Below are 22,187 nucleotides of genomic sequence, written 5' to 3'. Positions count from 1 at the left end.
CCGAGGCCACTGTCCACGTTATTCTCGCTCCGACCGCAGGCCCCTGAAGGGACAGATCGTGACACTTTCCCCGGATACCGTCGTCTACCTCGCCGGCAAGGTTTTGAAGGGTAACGAGATCGGCCGGGTGAACGACTGGCGCAAGCAGTACGTCGAAAGCCTGTCGCCGATCAAGGAACTGCGCTTCCTGTCGCCGGACGACCCCTCGCTCGACGAGGGCGACCCAGAAATGATCTTCGGGCACGACTGCCATCTCGTCACCCGATGCGACATCGTCATCGTCAACGCGACGACCAAGCTGGGCGTCGGCACGGCCCAGGAAATGCTGTTGGCCAAATACTTCGAGAAGTACGTCCTCACCGTCCTCCCGCCGGACTCGCACCACCGCCGGTCGAATCTCGAGATGCACGGAAAGACCGTGGCCGACTGGATCCATCCCTTCGTGTTCTCGACGTCGGACGCCATCTTCGCGTCCCTGGAGGAACTCGTCGATCATCTCGCCGCGGAACTGCCGGCCCTGCGGTCGCGGGCGCCCAAGAACATGACCTACATCGAAGGTGTGATCGAGCGTTACCGGCAATCAAGCCACGCCGACCTCGAACATGTATAGAAACATCCTGGTGGCCGGTCTGACCGGCTCCGGCAAGACCACCTTCAGCACCGCCGTCAGTGTCGCGCTCGGCATCACCCGCGTGTCGGGCTCCGTCGTACGGCAGACGTCCATCATGGATGGGGCTCTCGACGACGACAGCGCCGACCGGCGGCGGTTCTGGCTCTTCGACGAGGCGGCCCGGCGAGCCGACCTGGAACGCATGAACCCCGACACGCCCGACTCCACCGACCTCGCGCTGCTCGAACTGCACGAGCGCAGCCTGTCCACGGTCTTCGACGTGTGGTTTCTCCCCTGGCTCGTCGAACCCGGATCGCTGCGGGTCTGGCTGGAGTCACCGGCCGACGTGCGGGCCCGTCGCGTGGCCGGATCCGACGACCGGCTCCGGTCGGCCCCCGACGTCGCGGCGGCCGTCGCCGGCAAGGACGACCGGTCGCGCGCCTACGGCCTCAAGCACTACGAGGTCGACGTCTTCACCGACCGGGAACCCTTCGAGGTGATCATCATCAACGACGGGTCGACGAGTCTCGACGTGCTGGGGCGACTGATGACGTCGCTGGCAAGCGCGGCGCTCTTCGACGACGCCGGCGATCTCGCACTGACCGGCCCCGACCGGACGACGGCGGCGGCGGCCCTGCGACGCTGCCCGGCCGAGCTCACCGCCCTCCTGGATGTCGGCGCCGACGGCACTCCGCTCCCGTGAACGACACCGGCCAGGCGCCCCTGTACCTGCACTTTCTCAATCGCGAGATCATGCGCGCGGCCGATGCCCGGGCCGGCGCGGACCGGATCGGCGAGTACCTCGTCCTCGCGTCGCTGGCCACCACCGGACCGCTCGTCAGCAGCTTGGCCTTCGTCTGGGAGTCCGGCGTCCTCGAGTCACGATCGGCCCGCCACACCGCGAACCTGATCGCCTCGGACCACCTCCTGCTGCTGAGCGAGTTCACCACCCTCGAGGACTTCCTGGAGTCGTGCCGGGGCCTCTACGAGCACGATCGGCGCCGATATCCCCGGTACTTCGCGGAGTCGGTGCCGGAGCTGTATCTGACGGCGCGTCCGACCGTCCCGAAGAACGTCAGCACGACCCGGGAGATCAGCCACGAACTGCTCGGCGTCGTCGACGGCCGGCTGAGCGGGCTGGACGGGGTCCGCCCCACCGACGCCTCACTGATCGTGGCCTGGCGCGACGGACTCGACAAAGTCCTGGCCAAGAGGGACGGCCGGGCGCTGACGCTGTCACTGTTCGACGGCGAGGGGCCGCCGGGCACGGTCGGCGCGGTCGGCCGGCTGCTCTCCCTCATTCACCTGCGCCACTACCTGGGGGTCAGCGGCGCCACGATCCTGCGCGGCATCCCCGGGCTGGGCTACTTCGACTCGGCCGTGCCGGTGAATCCCGTCCATGACGCCCAGTACCTGCTGGCCGTCTTCAAGCGGATCGGCTTCCATCCTCGCGCCGTCGATCCGGACGAGCTCGTGGCACTGCGCGGGTCGGAGGGGCACCACGTCTTTCTCTCCGTGCTTCAACCGCTGGTCAGCGCCTTGCACGCCGCCGCCGGAGCCCACCTGGGACTGGAATCGGCAGCGGCCGACGCCGGCCCCAGTCTGCTGCGCCGCACGGTCACCGCGCTGCTCAACGGCCAGAGCGCGCCGTGGGACCGTCAGCCGGCCACCGGTCAACGGCCCGGAATTGACGAGTTCTCGACCCGGCTCGCGTTTCTCGCGCAGGCACTCGGCCGCCGGAATCCCCGGTTCAGTGCCGAGTACCGGGAGTGGCACAGCGGCACCGCGGGACTGACCACCGTGCTCATCCTCGTGGCCGCCGACGTCGAACGCCGGGCCTTCCTGGCCGCCGCCCGGCAGACGCTCGGAACCCAGCAGATCACCCGGGAGTTCCTGCCGTACCACACGGTCTTTCATCTCGGCATCTCGGGAAACGCCCGGATCCTGATGGCGCAGGCCGAGCAGGGCACGGAATCGCCCGGCGCGATGACGCTCACCGCGGTGGACCTGATCGACCAGGTGAAGCCGGACTATCTCGTACTGACCGGCATCTGCTTCGGCCTGAAGGAGGACCGGCAGAGCATCGGTGACGTCCTGGTCGCCAGCCAGATTCGCGTCATGGACGTCAAGAAGGCCGAGGACGACGCCGACGGCGACATGACCGAGATCCTGCGGGGCGACAAGGTCAGCGCCTCGGTCACGCTGCTCGACCGCTGCCGCGCGGCGGCCGCCGACTGGACCGCCGCCCGGGTCCACGCCGGCCTGGTGCTGTGCGCCAACAGCCTGGTCAACTCGCCGACCCTGCGCGCACGGATGAAAGCACTCGAACCGGACGCTGTCGGCGGCGAGATGGAGGGCGCGGGAACGTATGCTGCCGGGGCCAAGCGCAAAGTGGACTGGATCCTCGTGAAGGCGATCGCCGACTGGGGCATGCGCAAGACCGACGACCACCAGGAGCTGGCCGCCGCGAACGCCGCCGCCTTCGTCCTGCACGTCGTCTCGATAGGGAGCCTCGCCGCCCGGCCAGGCCGATAGCCCGAAAGGATGACCTGAACGATGCTCACCGAGACCACGCTGGTTCTGCTGAAACCGGACGCGGTGGCACGAGGGTTGGCGGGACGGATCCTGCAGAGGTTCGAGGACGCCGGCCTGAAGATCGCCGGCGTGAAGATGGTGCTGATGGACGCCGAACTGACCGCTCGCCACTACGCGGACCTGGAGAAGCGGTTCGGGGCGGCGGTCTATGCGGTCACGGCCTCGTTCATGCAGTCGGGGCCGGTCATCGCCCTCGCCCTCGAGGGAGTCGGGGCCGTGGCCAACACCCGGCGCCTCATCGGCACGACCTTCCCCGACCAGTCCGCCCCGGGAACCATCCGCGGCGACTACGCCCACATGTCGAGGGAGTACGCCGAGGCCCACGACCTCGCCGTCGCCAACCTGGTCCACGCGTCGGGCAGCCCGTCCGAGGCGAAGTACGAGATCGACCTGTGGTTCGGCGAGGCCGGGCTGCACCAGTACCGCGCGGCGGCCGACCCGTTCGTCCGCTGACTGACGGGCCGGCCGACCTAGGAGAACAAGGCGCTGTAGCCGTTGAGGGCCGGCTGGCCGCCGAGGTGGGCGTAGAGGACCGTGGAGTCGCGCGGAATCTCGGCCGTCGACACCAGGTCGATGAGGGCGGCCATGGACTTGCCCTCGTAGACCGGGTCGGTGACCATGCCTTCCGTACGGGCGGCCAGGCGCATCGCGTCCAAGGTGCGCTCGTCGGGGATGCCGTACGTGCCGGCGTGGTAGCGCTCGTCGAGCAGGATCTCGTCGTCGGTCAGGTCGCGGCCCAGCCCGATCAGCCCGGCGGTGTTGCGGGCGATCCGGGCGACCTGGGCGCGGGTCTCGGCCGGCTTGGCGGAGGCGTCGATGCCGAGCACACGGCGAGGGCGTCCGCCGGCATCCCGCAGCGCGGCGAAACCGGCGATCATGCCGGCCTGGGTGCTGCCGGTGACCGAGCAGACGACGACGGTGTCGAAGAAGACGCCGAGCTGCTCCTCCTGCTGGCTCACCTCGTACGCCCAATTGGCGAAGCCGAGACCGCCGAGCCTGTGGTCGGAGGCGCCCGCCGGGATGGCGTACGGTTGGCCGCCGGAGGCCTCGATGTCGCGCAGGGCCTGCTCCCAGCTCTCCTTGAAGCCGATGCCGAACTCGGAGCGCACCAGGCGCACGTCGGCCCCGGCCAGGCGGCTGATCAGGATGTTGCCGACCTTGTCGTAGACGGAGTCGGGCCAGTCGACCCAGCTTTCCTGCATGAGCACACACTTGAGCCCGGCCCGCGCGGCGACGGCGGCGACCTGGCGGGTGTGGTTGGACTGCACACCGCCGATCGAGACGAGGGTGTCGCAGCCCTGCGCGAGCGCGTCGGCGACCAGGTATTCGAGCTTGCGGGTCTTGTTGCCGCCGTATGCGATGCCGGAGTTGCAGTCTTCCCGCTTGGCCCAGACGGCGGCGCCACCCAGGTGGGCGGTGAGCCGGTCGAGACGGTGCACCGGGGACGGCCCGAACAGCAGCGGGTAACGCTCGAACTCAATCGACATGGTTTTCCTCCAGCGAACGCCAGATCAGGGCGGTGAGGCGCAGAGCCTCGGTGGTGTCGCCGGCGGCACAGGCGGCGATCAGGTCGTCGTGCCGCTCGACGGAGCGGCGGGCGTGGCTCTGGGCGAACTGGAGTCGCTCGAGCCGGCGGATCAGCGGGGTGTAGCGCTCGATCGTGGCGGCCAGCGCGCGGTTGCCACTGGCCTTGACGAGTACGCCGTGCAGGTCGTCATCGGCGGCCAGAGCGGCGTCGATGTCGCCGTCGCGGATCGCGGTCTCGAAGCGGTGGTTGGCGCGGCGCATGTCGTCGAGGTCTTCGGCCATGAGCCGCCCGACGGTGATGCTCGCGGCCAGCTCGTGCATGGCCCGCACGACGGCGGCGGCGTCGCGGGCCTCGCTCGGGGTGACCGGGGTGACGCGGGTGTAGCTCTGCGGCTTGGTCTCGATCAGGCCCTCGTCGGCCAGGCGGGCCAGGGCGTCGCGCACCGGCGCCCGGGACAGGCCCAGCTGGTCGGCCAGTTCGGCGCTGTTCACGGCTTCGCCGGGGGCGAGGTCGCCACGCACCACGGCGTCACGAATCGATTCGTACGCCGTCTCGCGCAGCAGCCTGCGGTGTACCCGTTCCATAAACTGAAATGTTAGATGTCAGGAGACCGGAACGCTAGTGTCCCGCCGTGATCGACGAACGAGGAGCGGGGTGCAGCCATTCGTGTATTACGGCGAACCTGACATTCGTCTCGAACGTTCGGCGAGTGGAGGCGCTCGGCGCTGCCCTCGTGCAAGATCCTCCGGGCAGCCCTCGTCCAGGTGGCCGCGATAGATTTGCGAGCAGGACTCGGAAACGGCTGGGGGCGGATCGTGGCTCGACGTGGTGAGCGCCGGTGATGACTCCGACGCAGCTGCGCGCCTACTCCACCGTGGTCCGGCTCGGGTCGGTCAAGCTGGCCGCGGCCCACCTGTCGGTCTCCGAGTCGGCGGTGTCCCTGCACATCGGGCAGTTGCGCCGTGAGCTCGGCGACCAGCTCTTCTCCCGTACGGCGGCCGGGCTGGCCTTCACCCCCGGCGGTCTGCGCCTGGCCAGCCGCGCCACCGAGCTGCTGGGTCTGCAGGACATCACGGTTCTCGAGGTGAGCGCCGCCGGTCGCGGCCGCCGCCTGCTGCGCGTGGGCGCGTCGAGCCTGTTCGCCGAGCACGCCGCGCCCGGCCTCATCGAGCTGTTCGCGGGCCGCGCCGACGACCTCGACCTCGAGCTGAGCGTCCGCGATCCCCGCTCGCTCGAGGCACTGCTGTTCAGCCGTACGATCGACATCGCGATCGGCCCCCAGCCGGCCGTGCTCGCGCCCGGGGTGACCGCCCGGCCGGTCATGAACTATCGCGTCGTGGTCGTCGCCGGCGCCGACCACCCGATCGTCCACCTGCGCCCGTCGGCCGGGCAGCTGCGCGACCAGACGTGGCTGCTGGGCCCGTCGGCCGCCGCCGGTGTCGGCGCGGTTCCCGACCTGCTCAACCGGCTGGGCGTACCCGAGCACCGTCAGCAGATCTATCAGAGCAACGCCGCCGCCGTCGAGGAGGCCAAACGCGGCAAGGGCCTGGCCCCGGCGCTGTCGTTCGCGGTCGCCCCCGACGTACGCAACGGCAGCCTGGTGCAGCTCTCCGGGCCGCACGCCGTTCTCGAGGCGGGCTGGCACGCACTCACGCTGGCCGACCAGGTCGCGCCGTCGGCGGCGAGCGAGCTGGCCCGGTTCGCGTCGACGCCCCGCGCGATCCAGGCGATGATGCGCGGCGCGGGGGCCAAGGTCGGCCACTTCCGGCCCTCGGTGCATGTGACGTTGTGGAGCTGAGCACGATGCTCGGCCGCCCCGTCAGGCAGATCCTCGTTCGCTACCGAGCCCGAGGTCTTGCAGCAGGTGGGCGGCGCGGGTCAGGTCGTGGAAGGTCGCCGCGGGGAGCAGGCGGTCGCAGAACGGGAGCGCGGCGGCCATGCCGGCCACCCGCGGGGCGAAACCGGGGGCGCCGGCGCGCGGGTTGAGCCACAGCAGGCGGTAGGCGCGGCGGCGCAGGCGGGACATGGCGGCGGTCATGCGGTCGGGCGGGTCGCTGTCCCAGCCGTCGGAGGCGATGATGACCAGGGCGCCGCGCAGGGTGTTGCCGTGATGGGAGTCGAGCACGGCGGCCAGGTTCGTGGCGATCCTCGTACCGCCGAAGCGGTCGGTGACCTGGGCGGTAGCGCGATTGATGGCCTCGGTGGCGTTGCTGTGGCGCAGCGCCGGCGTCAGGCGGGTGAGCGTGGTCGCGAACGCGAAGACCTCGGCGTCGGCCACCAGGGTGAAGGCCCGCATCAGGTGCAGGTAGGCCGTGGCCTGGGCGCGCATCGACTCGCTGACGTCGCAGAGCAGCACGGCGCGGCGGGGCCGGCGCACGGGCCGTTCGCGCACGAGGGTGGCAGGTTCCCATCCCGTGCGCCGGGCGCGCGCGACGGTCGGGCGCAGCGCGACGCGGCGGCCGGAAGGGTCGGCGGTGTGGCGGCGGGTCCGGCGGGTCGGCCAGCGGGTGAGGGTGGCTCGCAGGGCCTCGCCGAGCAGTTCGGTCTGGGCCGGGTCGAGGTCTTCGAACGGGAGCTCGGCGAGGGCGGCCAGGGCGCTCGGGCGGCGGTCGGGGGTGTGCGGGGCGTCGTCGGCCGAGTCGGCGGGGGCCACGACGGGCGGCAGCGTCGCCCATGGGAGGCCGCCGCCGTCGGCCACGTCGTCGGCTCCGGCGGGGACAGGCACGTGTACGTCGTCACGGCGCGCCGCGGGTGGATGGGCCGCCCGGGTCAGCGGCAGGGGTGGGGCGTCGTCGAAGACCGCGGCGAAAACCTCGTCGAAGGTGGCGATGTCGGGCTGGCGACGGACCAGGGCCACGCGGGCGGTCCAGTAGAGGGCGTCGACGCTCAGCGGCGGGCTGACTTCGAGGGCATGAACGAGGTCGCCGGTCTCGGTGAGGCCGGTGGGCAGGCCCGCATGACGCAAGCGGTCGACCAGGGCCACGGCTAGGGCGGCCCGGTCGGTGCCACGGAGCAGCACCGGCCGGGCCGACGGCGGGCTGCCCAGGCCGGGGTGCCGGGGCGCCGCGCCGGAGGGAAGCTCAGCCGCGGGCAACGAGCCACACGATGACGCCGACGACCACGACCACGCCGACGGCCACCGGGACGAGTCGTTTGTAGATGGAGCCACCGGCTACCGCGAGCAGGTCGAGCGCTTCGGGTTCCTCATCGGTGGCCGTGGCCGCCGGGGCGGCGGAGCGGGGCGCGGCGGTGGCCGGAGCCGGCGGGGTGGTGGTCGCGGGCGGCGCGGTGGCTCCGGCGGGCGCCGTGGTGGTGGAGGCGGCCAAGGGCTCGCTGCCGGCGACGGCGGGGGTGGCCGGTTCGGCCGCGCCGGAGTCCGCGGGAACCAGGTCGGCCGTGAGCGAGGCGGGGCTCGGCGACTCCGCGTCGGGTTTCGCGGCCGGCGGACCGGGGGCCACGACTGCGGCCGTCGCGGGAACGGTCTCGACCGCCGCGGCCGACAGGGTTGTCGCTGCGGCGACCGGCTCACCGGCATCAGCGGCCGCGGGGGTCTCGGTGGCCGGGGCTTCGGCGGCCGGGGCTTCGGCGGTCTCGGTGGCCAGTTTCGCTTCGAGGTTGGTGACGAACTGGGCCAGCAGCTTGTTGGAGATCTCCTTGATCATGCCGCTGCCGAACTGGGCCAGCTTCCCGCTGATCCTCAGATCGGTGTCGACGGTGACCAGCGTGGCCTCGCCGGCCGGGGCCAGCACGGCTGTGACCAGCGCCGACGCGTTGCCGCCGGCGCGCGCGTCACGGCCCTTGGCGTCGATGACGGCCCGGTACGCCGCGTCGTCCTTCTCAGTGAAGCGGGCCGTCCCGGCGAAGTCCGAGATCACCGGCCCGACCTTGACCTTGACCTTGCCCTGGTAGACGTCGCCGTCGACGCCGGTGAGCTGGGCCCCGGGCAGGCACGGCGCGATGCCGGGCAGGTCGGTCAGCACCTCCCAGGCGCGGTCGATCGGGGTGTGCACCGTGAACTCGCTGGTGATCTTCATGGGTTCTCCTGAGTGACGGCCAGGGCCACGGTGGTCCGGTCGTCGGGGGTCTTGGCGATGGTGCCGAGGGTGCTGATCACGGCGGCGTCGGTGAGGTCGGTGACGCCGAGCGCGGACAGGGCCGACACCCAGTCGATGGTTTCGGCCAGGCCGGGCGCCTTGTCGAGCTCGAGGTTGCGTACGCGTCCGATGAACTCGGCGGCGTCGCGGATCAGCGGTTCAGAGGCGCCCGGGACCGTACGGCGTACGATCTCGGCGGCCTTTGACGGGGTGGGGAACTCGATCCAGTGGTACAGGCAGCGGCGGCGCAGCGCGTCGTGCAGGTCGCGGCTGCGGTTGGAGGTGAGCACCACGATCGGCGGTTGGGCGGCGGTGAAGGTGCCCAGCTCGGGGATCGTGATCGCGGCCTCGCCGAGGAATTCGAACAGCAGCGCCTCAAATTCGTCGTCGGCGCGGTCGATCTCGTCGATGAGCAGCACCGGGGGCGTCGGCCCGGGGTGGCGTACGGCTTGCAGGATCGGCCTGTCCTGCAGGAACTCGGCGGTGAACAGGTCAGCGTCGGTCAGCTTCTCCTGGCGGGCCTCGGCCAGCCGGATCGCGAGGAGTTGCCGCTGGTAGTTCCACTCGTAGAGGGCCTCGCCGGCGGTCAGGCCCTCGTAGCACTGCAGCCGGATCAGCGGGGTGTCCAGCGCGGCCGCGAGCGCCTTGGCCGCGGCGGTCTTGCCGACGCCGGGTTCGCCTTCGAGCAGCAGCGGCTTGCCGAGACGCAGCGCGAGATAGACGGCGGTGGCGAGGCCGTCGTCGACGAGGTAGTCGACAGCGTCGAGGCGGCGTTCGACGTCGGAGGCTGACTTCACTGGGCGAGCAGCCTTTCGTAGTCGGCGTGCGTGTCGACGTCGACCGGGACCGGGCCGTCGACCGGCACCTCGGTCACGGGGAACACGCCGGAGTGCAGCAGCTTCCAGACGGCCTTGTCGCCGTGCAGGTCGGTCAGCGCCGCGAACACGGGACGGCGGAACAGGAACGGGTGGCCCGGACCGTCGTCGTAGCGGCAGACGGCCATGGGGGTTGGGGCGCTCGTCAGCGAGAGAACGTCGGCGCGGCGCACGCCGGGCTGATCGCCCAGGAGAAGCACGAGGGAGTCGCCGGTCGCGGCGGCGACTCCGGAACTGATCGAGGAGCCACAACCGGACGAGTACGCCGGATTCTCGACCACGGTGCAGCCGGTCAGGTCGACCCTCTCGCGTACGGTCGCCGCTGAACCGCCCAGGGTCACCAGAAGCTGGTCGAAGTCGCAGGAACGGGCCAGGTCGAGGGTGGCGTCGAGCAGGGTGCGGCCGCGGAAGGGCAGAAGCTGTTTCGCCTCGCCCAGCCGCAGGGAGCCGCCGGCCGCCAGCACCAGACCGGTGACGCCCATCGGCTAGGCCGCCACGAAGGTGTCGCGGCAGCCCACTCGGCAGAACCAGTAGTCCTGTCCGTCGACGACCGCGTGCGGTGTGTCGTCGTCGACGAGAACGGTCATGTCACAAACCGGGTCGACAGCCCGCCGCGGCGCCGCCTCATGATCACCCCCAGAACCGACCCCACCCTCCCTGGGGGATCCCCCGCCAGTCATTGTCGTCGCGAGGGGCAAGATCTTGTGGTTCGCCTGTGGACGGGGCGCAACTGTGGAAAAGTCGCCGGGGTGTGCTGGGGCCGCCGTGAGCCCGTTGACGCGGATCTCGCGCACTACCTCGGCCAGGATGGCCAGCGCGATCTCCTTCGGGCTCCGCGCCCCGATCTCGAGCCCCGCGTGTGGCCGCACCCGCGCCCGCTCCGCGTCGGTCAGTCCCATGCCGTCGAGCACGACCGCGGCCCTTCGCCGCCCGGCCACCAGTGCGATGTACGGCACCCCGGCGTCGAGCGCCGCCCGAATAGCCCGCTCCTCATCGCGCCCGAGTCCCGCCACCACGACCGCCGACGTGCCTTCACTTCCCGGCACCACGTCGAAGTCGAGGAACGTCGCGAGTTCTGTCACCGCGCGCGCGATCGGCGTGCTTCCCGCCACGCTCAGCAGTGGCCGGGGCAGCACCGGCCGCAGGAAGATCTCGATCGCCCCGCCGGAGTGGCAAGGGTTGACCACGACCAGCGCGCCCGGCGTCTCCGGGAAGGCCGCGCCGTCGTCGGGCAGCACCCGCAGCAGCACGGTGTTGCCGTCCTTGAGTGAGTCGAGCGCCGCCGCCCGTACGGAGCTCTCGGCACACACCCCGCCGACGAATCCTTCGATGGAGCCGTCGGCGAGGATGACCGCGTCGTCACCGGCCCGCGCCGAGGTGGGTTCCTGGGCGCGGACGACGGTGGCGTGCACGAACGGGCGGCGCGAGACGGTGAGCTCGCGAGCGCGTTCCGATACCAGCATGGGTTACCTCAGATCGGGGGTGTGGCGCGCCCGTTCATCGCGTCCCAGACGCGTGACGGGGTGAGGGGCATGTCGGCGTGCCGCACGCCGTACGGCTTGAGCGCGTCGACGACGGCGTTGACGATGGCGGGCGGAGAGCCGACGGTGGCGGACTCCCCCACGCCCTTGGCGCCGATCGGGTGGTGCGGTGACGGGGTGACGGTGTAGCCGGTCTCCCAGTCGGGCACTTCGAGGGCGGTCGGGATGAGGTAGTCCATGAGGGAGGCGCCGAGGCAGTTGCCGTCCTCGTCGAACGAGATCATTTCCATGAGGGCCATGCCGACGCCGTCGGTGAGCCCGCCGTGCACCTGACCCTCGATGATCATCGGGTTGATGCGGGTGCCGCAGTCGTCGACGGCGATGAAGCGCCGCACCTTGACCTGCGCGGTGCCCGGGTCGACGTCGACGACGCAGATGTACGCCCCGTGGGGGTAGGTCAGGTTCGACGGGTTGTAGCAGATCTGCGCCTCGAGGCCGCCTTCGACGCCGTCGGGCAGGTCACCGGCCCCGTGGGCGCGCATGGCGATCTCCTGGATCGTCACCGCCTTGCCGGGGTCGCCCTTGACGTGGAAGGAGCCCTTCGTCCATTCGAGGTCGGCCACGGTGACCTCGAGCATCGCCGACGCGATGAGCTGGGCCTTGTCGCGCACCTTGCGGGCGACCAGGGCGGCCGCGGCCCCCGAGACGGGGGTGGAGCGGCTGCCGTATGTGCCGAGGCCGAACGGTGTCTGGTCGGTGTCGCCGTGCACGACTTCGATGTCGGCCGGCGGGATGCCGATCTCTTCGGCGATGATCTGGGCGAACGTCGTCTCGTGGCCCTGCCCCTGGGTCTTGACCGACAGTCGTACGACGGCCTTGCCTGTGGGGTGGACCCGCAGTTCGCAGCCGTCGGCCATGCCCAGCCCGAGGATGTCCATGTTCTTGCGCGGCCCGGCGCCGACGGCTTCGGTGAAGAACGAGATGCCGATGCCCATCAGCTCGCCGCGGGCCCGCTTCTCCTCCTGTTCCTTTCGCAGGTCGGCGTAGCCCGCCATGTCCATGGCCAGCCGCATCGTCGGTTCGTAGTTGCCGGAGTCGTAGACCCAGCCGGTCTTCGTCTCGTACGGGAACTGGTCGGGCTGGATGAAGTTCTTCAGGCGCAGCTCGGCCGGGTCCATGTCGAGTTCGGCGGCCAGGCAGTCGACGATGCGCTCGACCAGGTAGACCGCTTCGGTGATGCGGAAGCTGCACGCGTACGCCACCCCGCCCGGGGCTTTGTTGGTGTAGACGGCGGTCATCTTGCAGTACGCGGCTTCGATGTCGTAGCTGCCGGTGAACACGCCGAAGAAACCGGCCGGGTATTTCACCGGGGCCGCCGTGCCGTTGAACGCGCCGTGGTCGGCGAGCACGTTCGTGCGGATGGCCAGGATCTTGCCGTCGCGGGTCGCCGCGATCTCGCCCCGCATGATGTAGTCGCGGGCGAAACCCGTACTGATCAGGTTCTCGGACCGGTCCTCCATCCACTTCACCGGTTTGCCGGTGACGATGGAGCCGACGATCGCGCAGACGTAGCCCGGGTAGATCGGCACCTTGTTGCCGAAGCCGCCGCCGATGTCCGGCGCGATCACCTGGATCTTGTGTTCGGGCAGGCCGGCCACGATGGCGTAGAGGGTGCGGTGGGCGTGCGGGGCCTGGGTGGTCGACCACAGCTTGAGCTTGCCCTCGACCGCGTCGAAGTCGGCGACCGCGCCGCACGTCTCCATCGGGGCCGGGTGCACGCGCGGGTAGACGATGTCTTCCTTGACGATCACGTCGGCCCGTGCGAAGACGGCCTCGGTCTCGTCGGCGTCGCCGGTCTCCCAGTCGAAGCAGTGGTTGTCGGCCTTGCCCTCGAGGTCGTCGCGGATCAGCGGCGCCTCGGGGGCGAGGGCCTTGCGCACGTCGATGACCGGGTCGAGCACGTCGTACTCGACGTCGATGAGTTCGAGCGCGTCGCGGGCCGCGTAGCGGTCGTCGGCGACGACGAACGCGACCTCCTGGCCCTGGAAGCGCACCTTGTCGGTGGCGAGCACGGCCTGCACGTCGTTGGAGAGCGTCGGCATCCAGGCCAGGCCCAGCTCGGCCAGGGCCGCGCCGGTGACCACGGCCCGTACGCCCGGGTAGGCCTCGGCGGCGCTGGTGTCGATGCTGACGATCCGGGCGTGTGCGAACGGGGAGCGCAGGATCGCGAGGTGGAGCATGCCGTTGAGCTGGATGTCGTCGACGAAGCGGCCGCGTCCGCGCAGCAGTCGGGGGTCTTCCTTGCGCAGCATGCGCCCGAACCCGACCGGCTTCTGATCGTTGTCGTCGAACGTGACGGTCTTCGGTTCCTGAACAGCGGTCATGCCTGGGCCCCCGCCTCTTCGTTCTTCAGCGCCTCGGCGGCTTCATGCACGGAAGCCCAGCGCACCGAGCGCACGATCGTCGAGTAGCCCGTACACCGGCAGATCTGGCCGGAGATCGCCTCGCGGATCTCGGCGTCGGTCGGGTCGGGATTCTTGTCGAGCAGCGCCCGGCAGGTCATCATCATGCCCGGCGTGCAGAAACCGCACTGCAGACCGTGACACTGCATGAAGCCCTGCTGAATCGGGTCGAGCTCGGCCCCCTTGGCCAACCCCTCGACCGTACGCACCTCGTGCCCGCCGGCCATCGCGGCGAGCACGGTGCATGACTTGACGGGCTCGCCGTCGAGCCACACCACGCACGTGCCGCAGTTGCTGGTGTCGCAGCCCCAGTGCGTGCCGGTCAGGCCGAGCGTGTCGCGCAGGAAGTGCACGAGCAGCAGCCGGCCCTCGATCTCGCGGGTGACCTCGACATCGTTGACGATCATCGTGACCTGCATGAAGTTCAGCTCCTCGCCCGTTGCACGGCCTTGCGCAGCGTTCGCCGGGTCAGCTCGTCGGCGAGGTGGCGCTTGTAGTCGGCGCTGCCCCGCGTGTCGGTGGCCGGGTCGCAGCTGCGCGCCGCGATCGCGCCGGCCTCTTGGTAAAGCTCCTCGGCGGGTTCGTGCCCGCGCAGCGCGGCCGAGATCTCGGGGATGCCGGTCGTGTTCGGCCCGACCGCGGCCAGACCCACGCGCGCGTCGGCGATCGTGCCGTCGGCGGCGAGCCACACCGCGGCACCGGCCGACACCACGGCCCAGTCACCGGCGCGGCGTTCGACCTTCTCGTACGCGCTGCCGCCGCCGGAACGCAGCGGCAGGCGGATCTCGGTGAGCATCTCGCCGTCGCCGACCGCCGTCTCGTAGGGCCCGACGTGGAACTCCTTCATCGTCACGACCCGCTCGGCGCCGCCCGGACCCCGGATCACGCAGCTCGCGTCGAGCGTCGTGCACACCGCGGACAGGTCTTCGGACGGGTCGGCCTGGCACAGCGAGCCGCCCAGCGTGCCCCGGTTACGGACCACGGGGTCGGCGATGACCCGCTCGGCGTCCCGGAAGATCGGGAACGCGGCGGCCAGCTCGTCGCTCTCGAGCAGCTCACGGTGGCGGGTCAGCGCCCCGATGCGTACCTCGTCGGACCCCGAGCGGATGTAGCCCAGCTCGGCGTGCAGCGGGTTGATGTCGATCAGATACTCGAAGTTGGCCAGCCGCAGCTTCATCATGGGCAGCAGGCTGTGCCCGCCCGCCACCAACCGCGCTGAGCTGCCCAAACGTTCCAACAGGCCGATTGCCTGGTCCACACTGGTGGCACGTTCGTATTCGAACGGAGCCGGCACCTGCACGCTGCACCTCCCGGATTGCGCTGCAATCTCTCCTGCCGGGGGTCCAATGTCAACAGCTACCTAAGAGATGCCTTAAGTTGCCGTGAGTGATCTGACGGGCCGGCAAAGCCGGACAAATTCGGTGACTAGCCTCACGCGGGAACGCGCCCGATATCGCGCCGATTACCCACCGTGCAACCCCGATGTCCGGTACGACTTCCGACGCGGAATCCGATCCGTGACACGTGTTGCGGCCGGGGCGGGGTGGAAGGTTCGCGGATCGCCGGACCCGGCCGATCGTCATCTCGTGCCGCCCGGGACGCCGAGTCCCGCCCACCGAGGGTGGCCCGACCTGACACCGATCGGAAAGCTTCAGTGGGCGGGAACGGGGGAACCACGTTTCTGGGGTGAAGTCGCGCGAGCGGCGGGCTGCCTTCAAGCCCAACCCGACAGCTAACCTCGCAGGCGGTTGAAGGACCGAGGATCGTCTTGTCTTTCCATCTCTTTCGCCGCTCCCTGCTCGTGATCCTGACGGCGGTCGTCTTCGGCACGCTGCTTCCCGCACCCGCCCAGGCGGTCACCACCGTGCGGGGCAACCAGATCGTCGCGGCGGCCCGCGCTCAGCAGGGCAAGCCCTACAAGCACGGCTCCCACGGACCGGGCGCCTTCGACTGCTCCGGGCTCACCGGTTTCGCGTACGCGCAGGTCCGCATCACCCTGCCCCGTACGGCGCAGGCCCAGTATCGCGCGGCCCGTAAGGTCTCCCCGCCGGCGGCACGTCCGGGCGACCTGGTGTTCTGGCTGGCCGGCGGACGCGCCTACCACGTGGCGGTCTACGCCGGGGGCGGCCGGGTGTGGCACGCGCCCAAGCCCGGGGACCGGGTCAAGCTCGCGCCGATCTGGTCGCGGAACCAGGTCAGATTCGGCCGGATCGGGGCTTGAGCGCCGCCTTCTGGACCTTGCCCATCGCGTTGCGCGGCAGGGTGTCGACCAGATGAACCGACCGGGGACGCTTGTGGGCGGCCAGGCGGTCGGCCACGAAGTCGATCAGCTCCTTCTCGGTCGGCCCGCCCGCCACGACGTACGCGGTGATCTGCTCGCCCAGATCGGGGTGCGGGGTGCCGATGACGGCCGCCTCGCGCACCGCCGGATGCAGGAGCAGCGCGTCTTCGACCTCGCCCGCGCCGACCCGGTAGCCGCCGGTCTTGATGAGGTCGGTGGAGGCGCGGCCGACGATGCGGTGCCAGCCGTCCTCGCCGATCGTGGCGACGTCGCCGGTGACGTACCAGCCGTCGGGGGTCTCGGGGCGGCCGGTACGCAGGTAGCCGTCGAACAGGGTGGCGCCCCGCACCTGCAGGTGGCCTATCGTGCCCGGCTCGGCCGGAGCGCCGGAGTCGTCGACCACGCGGGTCTCGACGCCGGGGACGGGCAGGCCGACGTGGCCGGGGCGGCGTTCACCGTCGGCCCGCGCGCTCACCGTGATCAGGGTTTCGGTCATGCCGTAGCGCTCGACGGGGGCCTGGCCGGTCAGCGCCTTGAGGTCGTCGAAGACGGGGACGGGCAGAGGGGCGCTGCCGGACACCAGGAGGCGGGCACTTCTCAGCTCACGAGCCTCGGCCGGGGCGGCGCAGACGCGCGACCAGACGGTGGGGACTCCGAAGTAGATGGATCCCGGCGTGGCGGCGTACGCCTGGGGTGTGGGTCGGCCGGTGTGCACGAGGCGCGAACCGATGCGGAGCGGGCCAAGGACGCCGAGGACCAGGCCGTGGACGTGGAACAGGGGCAGGCCGTGGACCAGGGTGTCGTCCGGGGTCCACCGCCAGACGGCGGCCAGGGCGTCGAGGTCGGCGGCGAGGGCGGCGCGGGAGATGACGGCCCCCTTGGGCGGGCCGGTGGTGCCGCTGGTGTAGAGGATCAGGGCGGGAGCGCTCGGGTCGGGTTCGGCGGGGACGCCGGCGCCGTGCCTCGGGGAGGCGGACAGCAACTCGGCGCCTGAATCGGTGAGGATGTGGGCTCGTTCCAGCTCGCCGGCGTCGGGCGGGACCGGCACGACGGGGACGCCGGCCAGCAGAGCGGCGGTGATCGTGACGACGGTGTCGAGGGTGGGCGTGGCTTCGACGGCGACGACCGGACGGCCGGCGATCTCGGCGGCCAGGGCACAGGCACGGGCCAGCAGCTCATGGCGCGACAGAGAAGACTGCCCATCCCGTACGGCGTCGGTCTGGTCGGCGTCGTCGTGGAGCGCTCCGAGAAGCCTCGTCATGGCGTGAACCTCCGGGCTTCGGCTCGCGGACCCGGCCAGCCTATCCGCTCGCGTGGGGCGTCACTTGTCTACGCGCGGGGCGTCATCTACAGGCGCGGGGCGTCATCCACGGGCGCGTGGGGTGTCACTTGCGGGCGCGGGAAGTGTCACTTGCGGGCGCGCAGGCCGTCGAACACGATCGACAGGACGCGGGCGCGCAGGGCGGCGCCCTCGGCGCTCAGCTCGGGAACGCGGGAGACGGCCAGCATCAGCGCGACCAGTTCGGGGACGTCGACGTCGTCGCGGATCGAGCCGGTCTGCTGGGCGCGGGCCAGGACCATGCCGAGCGTGCGCGGCAGCTCGTCGCGGGCCGGGGAGAACGCGTCGTGCAGAGCCCCGGCGGCGAACGCGTCGGCCCACTCCTGCTTACCCGCCGCCACCTCGGCGATGCGGCTCAGGAAGACCCAGATCGCGGCGCCCGGGTCGTCGGAGGCGGCCAGCCGGTCGGCCTCTTCCCCGAAGCGTCGCAGCCGTTCCCGGAAGACCGCCTCGATCAGCGCCGCCTTGGTCGGGAAGTGCCGGAAGACGGTGCCGATGCCGACCCCCGCCGCGCGCGCGACCTCTTCGGTCGAGACCGAGGTGCCCCGGGCCACGAAGACCTGCTCGGCCGCGGCGAGCACGCGGGACCGATTACGCAACGCGTCAGCACGCGGCGCGCGTGCGGCCATGAGCCCACCCTCCGTCTCTTCCATCACGGTCCCTTTTGTCGGGTTGACCGTCGGTTGACCGTTCTTAGCCTAGCGTCCCCTTTGTAACGGAGTGATCACTCCACTTTAGACACTGGGGCCGTGCCAGAAGTTTCTCTTCCGTTCCACCCCCGGGGCTTCCCCCGGCGGTGCACTTCGCTCCACCCTCTTGGGCATCCTAGGAGGCTAGGCAATCGAAATGCCCTCGATTAGCCCCCTCTGTGTCCGACAGAACACTCCGCGCGGAGGCTGAGACCCCGTCGCGCGGCTCGACCGCCGCTACCACCCGAGCCTGAAAGGTCGATGGCTTATCCACAAGGAAAGCGCTCCTTCCGGACTCGCGTCGGGGTTGTCCACAGGAGGGTGACGAGGGGTATCGCCCTCAGCCGCCCCGTCACTAGCGTGGGCGCATGGCAGAAAACGAGACCCCTACGGAATCCGTCGTCGACCTCAGCGAAATCGCCGAGATGCTCGGCGTCCCGACTCCTGTCTGGACGGCGGATGATGAGGCGAACTTCCAGGCGCGCCTGCGCGAGAGCGAGAAGACCGGCATCTTCGTGATCTCCGAGCGCGAGGGGCACCCCACATGACCGTCAGTGGTCAGCCGGGCGTCCTCGACGCTTCCGCGCTGGTCGAGTTGACCCAGGGGCATCCAGAGCCGATGAGGCTTCTGGAGAACGCCCGCGCCCGGCGGCTTCAGTGTGCTGCTGCCCGCTACCGCAGTCGCCGAGGCGCAGGCCGCGTTGAAGATTCCGGCCGCGCTGTGGGACCACATTTTCAAACGCCCAAGGGCCGTCGTCCTCAACCTCACCGGCTACAACGCGGTGGCAGTCGGTGTCCTGGCGAGTCCTCGACTTGAGCACCATCCGATGCAGGCGGTTCTCACCGGTCCGCTCATGGTCGGCCACGTTGTCCGCGAAGCGGCGGAGACCAACGCCGTTGTCTTCACCCGAATCCCCGAGCTCTACGGCGGGCACGAAGTTCCGGTCACCGTCATCTGATCCGTTCAGGTTCTCGCCTAGCCGTCCCCGGCGCAGTCCTTACGTCTTGGTGCTGGGCGCCGAGCGATCGGGCGAGGACGGCCGGCCACGGAGCGGGTTCCTGGAGTTCGGCGCTGAGGCTCCTGTGGCGGATATGCACGCCGAACGGGACCGGCGGCCGAGCGAAAGGACGCTCAGCCGCCGGCTGGATTCAAGTGGGCAGACAGGCGAACGCCGACAATCCGGCCGACGACACGGTCGAGACCTACGGCACGGTCGGAGCCGACGACTCCCGCCGACGTGGCTGCGGCATCGGACGGCCGGGCGATGGCGGACCGACCCGCGGGTGGGCGAGTTACTTCAGCAGGCGCTTGTCGGCGTGCAGCGACTCGGGGAGGGCGATCGTGATCCACTCGTTGTTGTCGGCGGCGGTGGCCGAGCGCCCGGTGGAGAACGGGAAGTTGTTGTCGTTCAGGACGGCGATGGTGCGGTCGTCGAGGATGACCACGTCCTCGATGGTCTGGAACGGGAACGTGAACGTCGGGCCGAAGCCGGCCAGGCGGCGCGGGTTGGCGATGTTCATCAGGTCGACGACGAGTTTCTTGTCGAGCTTGCCGTCGCGGTCACGGTCGCGCTTGTCGGCCAGGTAGATCTTCTTGACGACCGCGGTGGCACCCTGGCCGTTGTCGCGCTCGATGATGAGGAAGCGGTTGTTGTCGACCGCGATCGCGTCGCCGATGGCGAAGTCGGGGTTGTCGAGCTGGTAGACGAAACGCTTGCCCGTGTAGCGGCCGGTCCGCGTGTCGAACTCGTTCAGGCGCAGCGCACCGGCGGGGTCACCGGTGATCGAACCCTCGAGCAGCGCGTAGAGGTAGCGGCCGTCGGGCGACTGGGCCAGGCCCTCGAAGCCCTTGCTGCTGCGGGCGGTCGCGGTCGCGCCGGTGCGGGCGGCCGTCTCGGGCGCGATCACGCCGTCGAGGGCGACGGGCGCGCTCAGCAGGCGGCCCGCCCGGTCGAAGTGCAGCAGGTACGGTCCGAACTCGTCGCCGATCCAGTACGAGCCGTCGGACACCTTCTGGATCGACTCGACGTCGAAGTCGGCGCCGGTCAGCACCCGGTCGTCGCGGGTCAGCTTCCACGGCACCTTGCCCGACGGGTCGGTCAGGTTCACACCGCCGAGCACGTCGACCTGCTTGCGGCCGAACACAGGGGCCAGCCTGTGGACGCGCAGCAGGAAGTCACCCGAGTTCGCCTGCTGGCCGTAGCCGTTGTCGGACAGCACGTCGAATGTGCCGTCTCCATTGTTGACGATCCCCGAAAAGCCCTGCACCGGCTGGTCGGCGAACGGCGCCGTGAACCCGTTCAGGTTGCCCGTGACCAGCGCGCCCGAGGGCTCACTGCCGGGAACGAACGTGCCGGCGGGCAGCGAGGCCCACCCGGTCAGCGTCGGCTTGGTGACCTTGTGACCGCCGGCCGACGCGGTTCCGGCCAACGAGAACGAGAGCGCCAGGACACCGGTCCCGGCGAGGAGGTTGCGCACGATCTTTCGCATGCCCGCACGGTAGGGAAACGGGGTTAAGCCGCGGGCGTCATCAGGCGTCGAGAAGTCAAAAGCTTTGGGAGTACGGGGATAGGACCAGTTCGGTGGGATGCGGGCCGCTGCCTGCAACACCGGCCGATCACCCGGCCACCGGGCCGGCCCCGGTGGCCCGGCTCAGATCAACGCCAGAAGACGGCGACCGCGGCGTTGGCCAGGGTCAACGTGATGATGCCGATGAAGTGGCCCTTGTTGACCGCTTCGCGCTTGCGGGGGATGAAGACCATAATGAAGATCAGGATGGCGATGACGAGCTTGACGCCCAGCTTGATCGGGCTGGGTTCGGCGTCGCCGCCGCCGCGCAACGGGGCGGCCAGGGCCAGGCCCGACACGAGCTGGATGATCGAGCCCCACAGGACGGCCGGGTTGATGCGGATCTTGCCGCTCAGAAGCTGGGCGGTCGCGCCGCCCAGGAGCAGGGCGAAACCGATCAGGTGAATGAAGAGCAGGATCAGCCGGAGTTCTTCCACCCGCGCAAGCTTGCCAAACCGGCGATCTCGGGCGTCACTCGGGGGCCGTGGTCACCGGCAGCGTGAACAGTCCTCGCAACAGCAACCCGGGCCGCCAGGCCAGCGACGACGCCGGGACGGCCAGCCGCAGTGACGGGAAGCGTTCGAGCAGGGCCCCGAACGCGATCTGCGCCTCCAGCCGGGCCAGCGGGGCGCCCAGACAATAGTGGATGCCGTGCCCGAAGGCCAGGTGCGGGTTCTGGGCCCGGTCGAGCCGCAGTTCGGCCGGGTCGGGGAAGCGGTCCTCGTCGTGGTTGGCCGACAGCAGACCGATCACGACCATCGAGCGGGGCGGGATGCGCTGCCCGCCGAGCATGACCTCCTCGGTCGTGATGCGGAACGTGGCTGTCTCCACCGGAGCCTCGTACCGCAGGAACTCCTCGATGGCCGTGGGCAGCAGGGTCGGGTCGGCGCGCAGCCGCTCCCATCGCGAGCGGTCGGAGAGCAGCAGACAGGTGCCGTTGCCGATCAGGTTGACGGTCGTCTCGTGGCCGGCGATGAGCAGCAGGAAGACCATCGAGATGAGCTCGTGCTCGGAGAGCCGGTCGGCGCTGTCGCGCACCTCGATCAGGCCGGAGAGCAGGTCGTCGCCGGGGTCGGTGCGCCGGGCGGCGAGCAGCGCGCGGATGTAGGCGACCATCGCGGTCGCCGCCCCCGGGAACTCGTCCTTGTAGGCGACGCCGCCGACGATGACGTTCGACCAGGTGCGGAAGTCGTCGCGGTCGTCGGCCGGGATGCCGAGCAGCTCGCAGATCACCTGGATGGGCAGCGGGAACGCGAACGCGTCGATCAGGTCGAACGACGACGGGCCGGCCGCAGCGGACTCGAGCAGCGAGTTGGTGATCTCGGTGATGCGGGGGCGCAGCGCCTCGATGCGGCGAACGGTGAACGCGGTCGAGACGAGGCGGCGCAGCCGGGTGTGGTCGGGCGGGTCGACGGCGAGCATGTGGCTGGACAGGGCCTGGTCGATGTCGCCCTGCAGCGTGCTGAGGCCGCCGCGCACCTTCGACAGCCGCGGGTCGCTGAGGGCCTTGCGCGCGTCGTCGTAGCGGGTCACGAGCCAGGCTTCGGCGCCGCCCGCGAGCAGCACCGGGCGGACCGGGCCTTCGCGCCGCCAGGTGGCGTACGACGGGTGGGGGTTGGCGTGGAACTGCGGATCCATCAGGTCGTCAGCGACGCTCTGCGACAT

23 protein-coding genes and 1 riboswitch are annotated in these 22,187 nt (G+C 70.4%); of the genes, 8 read left to right on the top strand and 15 right to left on the bottom strand.

The genetic code is table 11. The features are described 5' to 3' along the window. Positions 1–58 precede the first annotated feature (58 nt). From EER30_RS13265 to EER30_RS13250, 4 genes are read left to right on the top strand one after another with little or no spacing between them, the layout of a single operon-like run. Positions 59–610 (top strand): hypothetical protein, encoded by a 552-nt coding sequence (locus EER30_RS13265; RefSeq protein WP_127500687.1) that lies wholly within the window; start codon positions 59–61, stop codon positions 608–610. After that, positions 603–1,313: a hypothetical protein gene (locus tag EER30_RS13260; protein ID WP_127500686.1), complete on the top strand. Its 711-nt coding sequence runs from the start codon at positions 603–605 to the stop codon at positions 1,311–1,313. The genes EER30_RS13265 and EER30_RS13260 overlap by 8 nt, the downstream gene beginning before the upstream one ends. Continuing rightward, positions 1,310–3,145: a 5'-methylthioadenosine/S-adenosylhomocysteine nucleosidase family protein gene (locus EER30_RS13255; protein ID WP_127500685.1), complete on the top strand. Its 1,836-nt coding sequence runs from the start codon at positions 1,310–1,312 to the stop codon at positions 3,143–3,145. Before EER30_RS13260 ends, EER30_RS13255 begins: the two co-directional genes overlap by 4 nt. A gap of 21 nt (positions 3,146–3,166) precedes the next feature. Then, positions 3,167–3,658 carry a nucleoside-diphosphate kinase gene (locus EER30_RS13250; RefSeq protein ID WP_127500684.1) on the top strand — a complete coding sequence of 164 codons (492 nt, stop codon included), beginning with the start codon at positions 3,167–3,169 and terminating at the stop codon, positions 3,656–3,658. A gap of 17 nt (positions 3,659–3,675) precedes the next feature. Here EER30_RS13250 and EER30_RS13245 read toward each other — a convergent pair whose 3' ends face one another. Next, a complete protein-coding gene (locus EER30_RS13245) occupies positions 3,676–4,692 on the bottom strand; it encodes a 1-aminocyclopropane-1-carboxylate deaminase (RefSeq protein ID WP_127500683.1) in 1,017 nt (338 codons plus the stop codon). After that, positions 4,682–5,317, bottom strand: a complete 636-nt coding sequence (locus EER30_RS49600; protein ID WP_127500682.1) for a GntR family transcriptional regulator — start codon at positions 5,315–5,317, stop codon at positions 4,682–4,684. The genes EER30_RS13245 and EER30_RS49600 overlap by 11 nt, the downstream gene beginning before the upstream one ends. Positions 5,318–5,574: 257 nt before the next feature. On the opposite strand from EER30_RS49600, the gene EER30_RS13235 reads away from it, so the two are divergent. After that, positions 5,575–6,531, top strand: coding sequence for a LysR family transcriptional regulator (locus EER30_RS13235; RefSeq protein WP_127500681.1), 957 nt, complete (start codon positions 5,575–5,577; stop codon positions 6,529–6,531). Between the two features lie 21 nt (positions 6,532–6,552). Here the strand turns inward: EER30_RS13235 and EER30_RS13230 are convergent, their stop codons facing one another. From EER30_RS13230 to EER30_RS13195, 8 genes are read right to left on the bottom strand one after another with little or no spacing between them, the layout of a single operon-like run. Beyond that, positions 6,553–7,827, bottom strand: coding sequence for a vWA domain-containing protein (locus tag EER30_RS13230; protein WP_240669989.1), 1,275 nt, complete (start codon positions 7,825–7,827; stop codon positions 6,553–6,555). After that, complete coding sequence (locus EER30_RS49595) at positions 7,814–8,767, bottom strand: SRPBCC family protein (protein ID WP_127500680.1); 954 nt, start codon at positions 8,765–8,767, stop codon at positions 7,814–7,816. Before EER30_RS49595 ends, EER30_RS13230 begins: the two co-directional genes overlap by 14 nt. Further along, positions 8,764–9,624, bottom strand: coding sequence for an AAA family ATPase (locus EER30_RS13220; RefSeq protein ID WP_127500679.1), 861 nt, complete (start codon positions 9,622–9,624; stop codon positions 8,764–8,766). The genes EER30_RS49595 and EER30_RS13220 overlap by 4 nt, the downstream gene beginning before the upstream one ends. Then, on the bottom strand, positions 9,621–10,184 hold the full coding sequence (locus EER30_RS13215) for a nucleotidyltransferase family protein (protein ID WP_127500678.1): 564 nt from the start codon (positions 10,182–10,184) through the stop codon (positions 9,621–9,623). The genes EER30_RS13220 and EER30_RS13215 overlap by 4 nt, the downstream gene beginning before the upstream one ends. 3 nt (positions 10,185–10,187) lie before the next feature. After that, positions 10,188–11,165, bottom strand: a complete 978-nt coding sequence (locus EER30_RS13210; RefSeq protein WP_127500677.1) for an XdhC family protein — start codon at positions 11,163–11,165, stop codon at positions 10,188–10,190. Positions 11,166–11,173: 8 nt separating this feature from the next. After that, positions 11,174–13,567 (bottom strand): aerobic carbon-monoxide dehydrogenase large subunit, encoded by a 2,394-nt coding sequence (locus EER30_RS13205; protein ID WP_127500676.1) that lies wholly within the window; start codon positions 13,565–13,567, stop codon positions 11,174–11,176. Continuing rightward, positions 13,564–14,064 carry a (2Fe-2S)-binding protein gene (locus tag EER30_RS13200; RefSeq protein ID WP_127500675.1) on the bottom strand — a complete coding sequence of 167 codons (501 nt, stop codon included), beginning with the start codon at positions 14,062–14,064 and terminating at the stop codon, positions 13,564–13,566. The genes EER30_RS13205 and EER30_RS13200 overlap by 4 nt, the downstream gene beginning before the upstream one ends. A 5-nt stretch (positions 14,065–14,069) precedes the next feature. After that, positions 14,070–14,939: an FAD binding domain-containing protein gene (locus EER30_RS13195; RefSeq protein WP_255436596.1), complete on the bottom strand. Its 870-nt coding sequence runs from the start codon at positions 14,937–14,939 to the stop codon at positions 14,070–14,072. A gap of 331 nt (positions 14,940–15,270) precedes the next feature. Continuing rightward, positions 15,271–15,408: riboswitch (cyclic di-AMP (ydaO/yuaA leader) on the top strand. A gap of 5 nt (positions 15,409–15,413) precedes the next feature. Between EER30_RS13195 and EER30_RS13190 the strand changes: the two genes are divergently transcribed. After that, the gene (locus EER30_RS13190; RefSeq protein ID WP_205650214.1) at positions 15,414–15,866 is read left to right on the top strand and encodes a C40 family peptidase; all 453 of its coding nucleotides are present in this window, start codon (positions 15,414–15,416) and stop codon (positions 15,864–15,866) included. On the opposite strand, the gene EER30_RS13185 is transcribed toward EER30_RS13190, so the two are convergent. Next, positions 15,841–17,187 carry an AMP-binding protein gene (locus tag EER30_RS13185; RefSeq protein WP_127500672.1) on the bottom strand — a complete coding sequence of 449 codons (1,347 nt, stop codon included), beginning with the start codon at positions 17,185–17,187 and terminating at the stop codon, positions 15,841–15,843. The two genes, EER30_RS13190 and EER30_RS13185, sit on opposite strands and share 26 nt — an antisense overlap. Before the next feature lie 146 nt (positions 17,188–17,333). Then, positions 17,334–17,894: a TetR/AcrR family transcriptional regulator gene (locus EER30_RS13180; protein ID WP_127500671.1), complete on the bottom strand. Its 561-nt coding sequence runs from the start codon at positions 17,892–17,894 to the stop codon at positions 17,334–17,336. A gap of 428 nt (positions 17,895–18,322) precedes the next feature. Here EER30_RS13180 and EER30_RS13175 point away from each other — a divergent pair, with 428 nt between their 5' ends. Both EER30_RS13175 and EER30_RS13170 read left to right on the top strand, forming a co-directional pair. Further along, positions 18,323–18,502 (top strand): hypothetical protein, encoded by a 180-nt coding sequence (locus EER30_RS13175; protein WP_127500670.1) that lies wholly within the window; start codon positions 18,323–18,325, stop codon positions 18,500–18,502. Positions 18,503–18,613: 111 nt separating this feature from the next. Then, positions 18,614–18,913, top strand: coding sequence for a hypothetical protein (locus EER30_RS13170; protein WP_240669988.1), 300 nt, complete (start codon positions 18,614–18,616; stop codon positions 18,911–18,913). 334 nt (positions 18,914–19,247) lie between these two features. Here EER30_RS13170 and EER30_RS13165 read toward each other — a convergent pair whose 3' ends face one another. The 3 genes from EER30_RS13165 to EER30_RS13155 all read right to left on the bottom strand — a co-directional run bounded on the left by EER30_RS13165 (position 19,248) and on the right by EER30_RS13155 (position 22,187). After that, positions 19,248–20,444 (bottom strand): esterase-like activity of phytase family protein, encoded by a 1,197-nt coding sequence (locus tag EER30_RS13165; RefSeq protein WP_127500669.1) that lies wholly within the window; start codon positions 20,442–20,444, stop codon positions 19,248–19,250. Between the two features lie 167 nt (positions 20,445–20,611). Beyond that, positions 20,612–20,959 carry a hypothetical protein gene (locus EER30_RS13160; protein WP_127500668.1) on the bottom strand — a complete coding sequence of 116 codons (348 nt, stop codon included), beginning with the start codon at positions 20,957–20,959 and terminating at the stop codon, positions 20,612–20,614. 34 nt (positions 20,960–20,993) lie between these two features. After that, entirely contained in the window at positions 20,994–22,187 is a 1,194-nt protein-coding gene (locus EER30_RS13155) for a cytochrome P450 family protein (RefSeq protein ID WP_127500667.1), read from the bottom strand.

The sequence above is a fragment of the Actinoplanes solisilvae genome, assembly GCF_003999975.1.
Classification (GTDB): Bacteria; Actinomycetota; Actinomycetes; order Mycobacteriales; family Micromonosporaceae; genus Actinoplanes; species Actinoplanes solisilvae.
This window is presented reverse-complemented; position numbering and strand designations above follow the sequence as displayed.

Excerpts from the sequence above, each read along its gene's own strand:
- EER30_RS13260 (WP_127500686.1), top strand. The coding sequence starts at position 603 with ATGTATAGAAACATCCTGGTGGCCGGTCTGACCGGCTCCGGCAAGACC.
- EER30_RS13250 (WP_127500684.1), top strand. The coding sequence starts at position 3,167 with ATGCTCACCGAGACCACGCTGGTTCTGCTGAAACCGGACGCGGTGGCA.
- EER30_RS13245 (WP_127500683.1), bottom strand. The coding sequence starts at position 4,692 with ATGTCGATTGAGTTCGAGCGTTACCCGCTGCTGTTCGGGCCGTCCCCG.
- EER30_RS49600 (WP_127500682.1), bottom strand. The coding sequence starts at position 5,317 with ATGGAACGGGTACACCGCAGGCTGCTGCGCGAGACGGCGTACGAATCG.
- EER30_RS13235 (WP_127500681.1), top strand. The coding sequence starts at position 5,575 with ATGACTCCGACGCAGCTGCGCGCCTACTCCACCGTGGTCCGGCTCGGG.
- EER30_RS49595 (WP_127500680.1), bottom strand. The coding sequence starts at position 8,767 with ATGAAGATCACCAGCGAGTTCACGGTGCACACCCCGATCGACCGCGCC.
- EER30_RS13215 (WP_127500678.1), bottom strand. The coding sequence starts at position 10,184 with ATGGGCGTCACCGGTCTGGTGCTGGCGGCCGGCGGCTCCCTGCGGCTG.
- EER30_RS13210 (WP_127500677.1), bottom strand. The coding sequence starts at position 11,165 with ATGCTGGTATCGGAACGCGCTCGCGAGCTCACCGTCTCGCGCCGCCCG.
- EER30_RS13205 (WP_127500676.1), bottom strand. The coding sequence starts at position 13,567 with ATGACCGCTGTTCAGGAACCGAAGACCGTCACGTTCGACGACAACGAT.
- EER30_RS13200 (WP_127500675.1), bottom strand. The coding sequence starts at position 14,064 with ATGCAGGTCACGATGATCGTCAACGATGTCGAGGTCACCCGCGAGATC.
- EER30_RS13185 (WP_127500672.1), bottom strand. The coding sequence starts at position 17,187 with ATGACGAGGCTTCTCGGAGCGCTCCACGACGACGCCGACCAGACCGAC.
- EER30_RS13180 (WP_127500671.1), bottom strand. The coding sequence starts at position 17,894 with ATGGCCGCACGCGCGCCGCGTGCTGACGCGTTGCGTAATCGGTCCCGC.
- EER30_RS13175 (WP_127500670.1), top strand. The coding sequence starts at position 18,323 with ATGGCAGAAAACGAGACCCCTACGGAATCCGTCGTCGACCTCAGCGAA.
- EER30_RS13165 (WP_127500669.1), bottom strand. The coding sequence starts at position 20,444 with ATGCGAAAGATCGTGCGCAACCTCCTCGCCGGGACCGGTGTCCTGGCG.
- EER30_RS13155 (WP_127500667.1), bottom strand. The coding sequence starts at position 22,187 with ATGTCGCAGAGCGTCGCTGACGACCTGATGGATCCGCAGTTCCACGCC.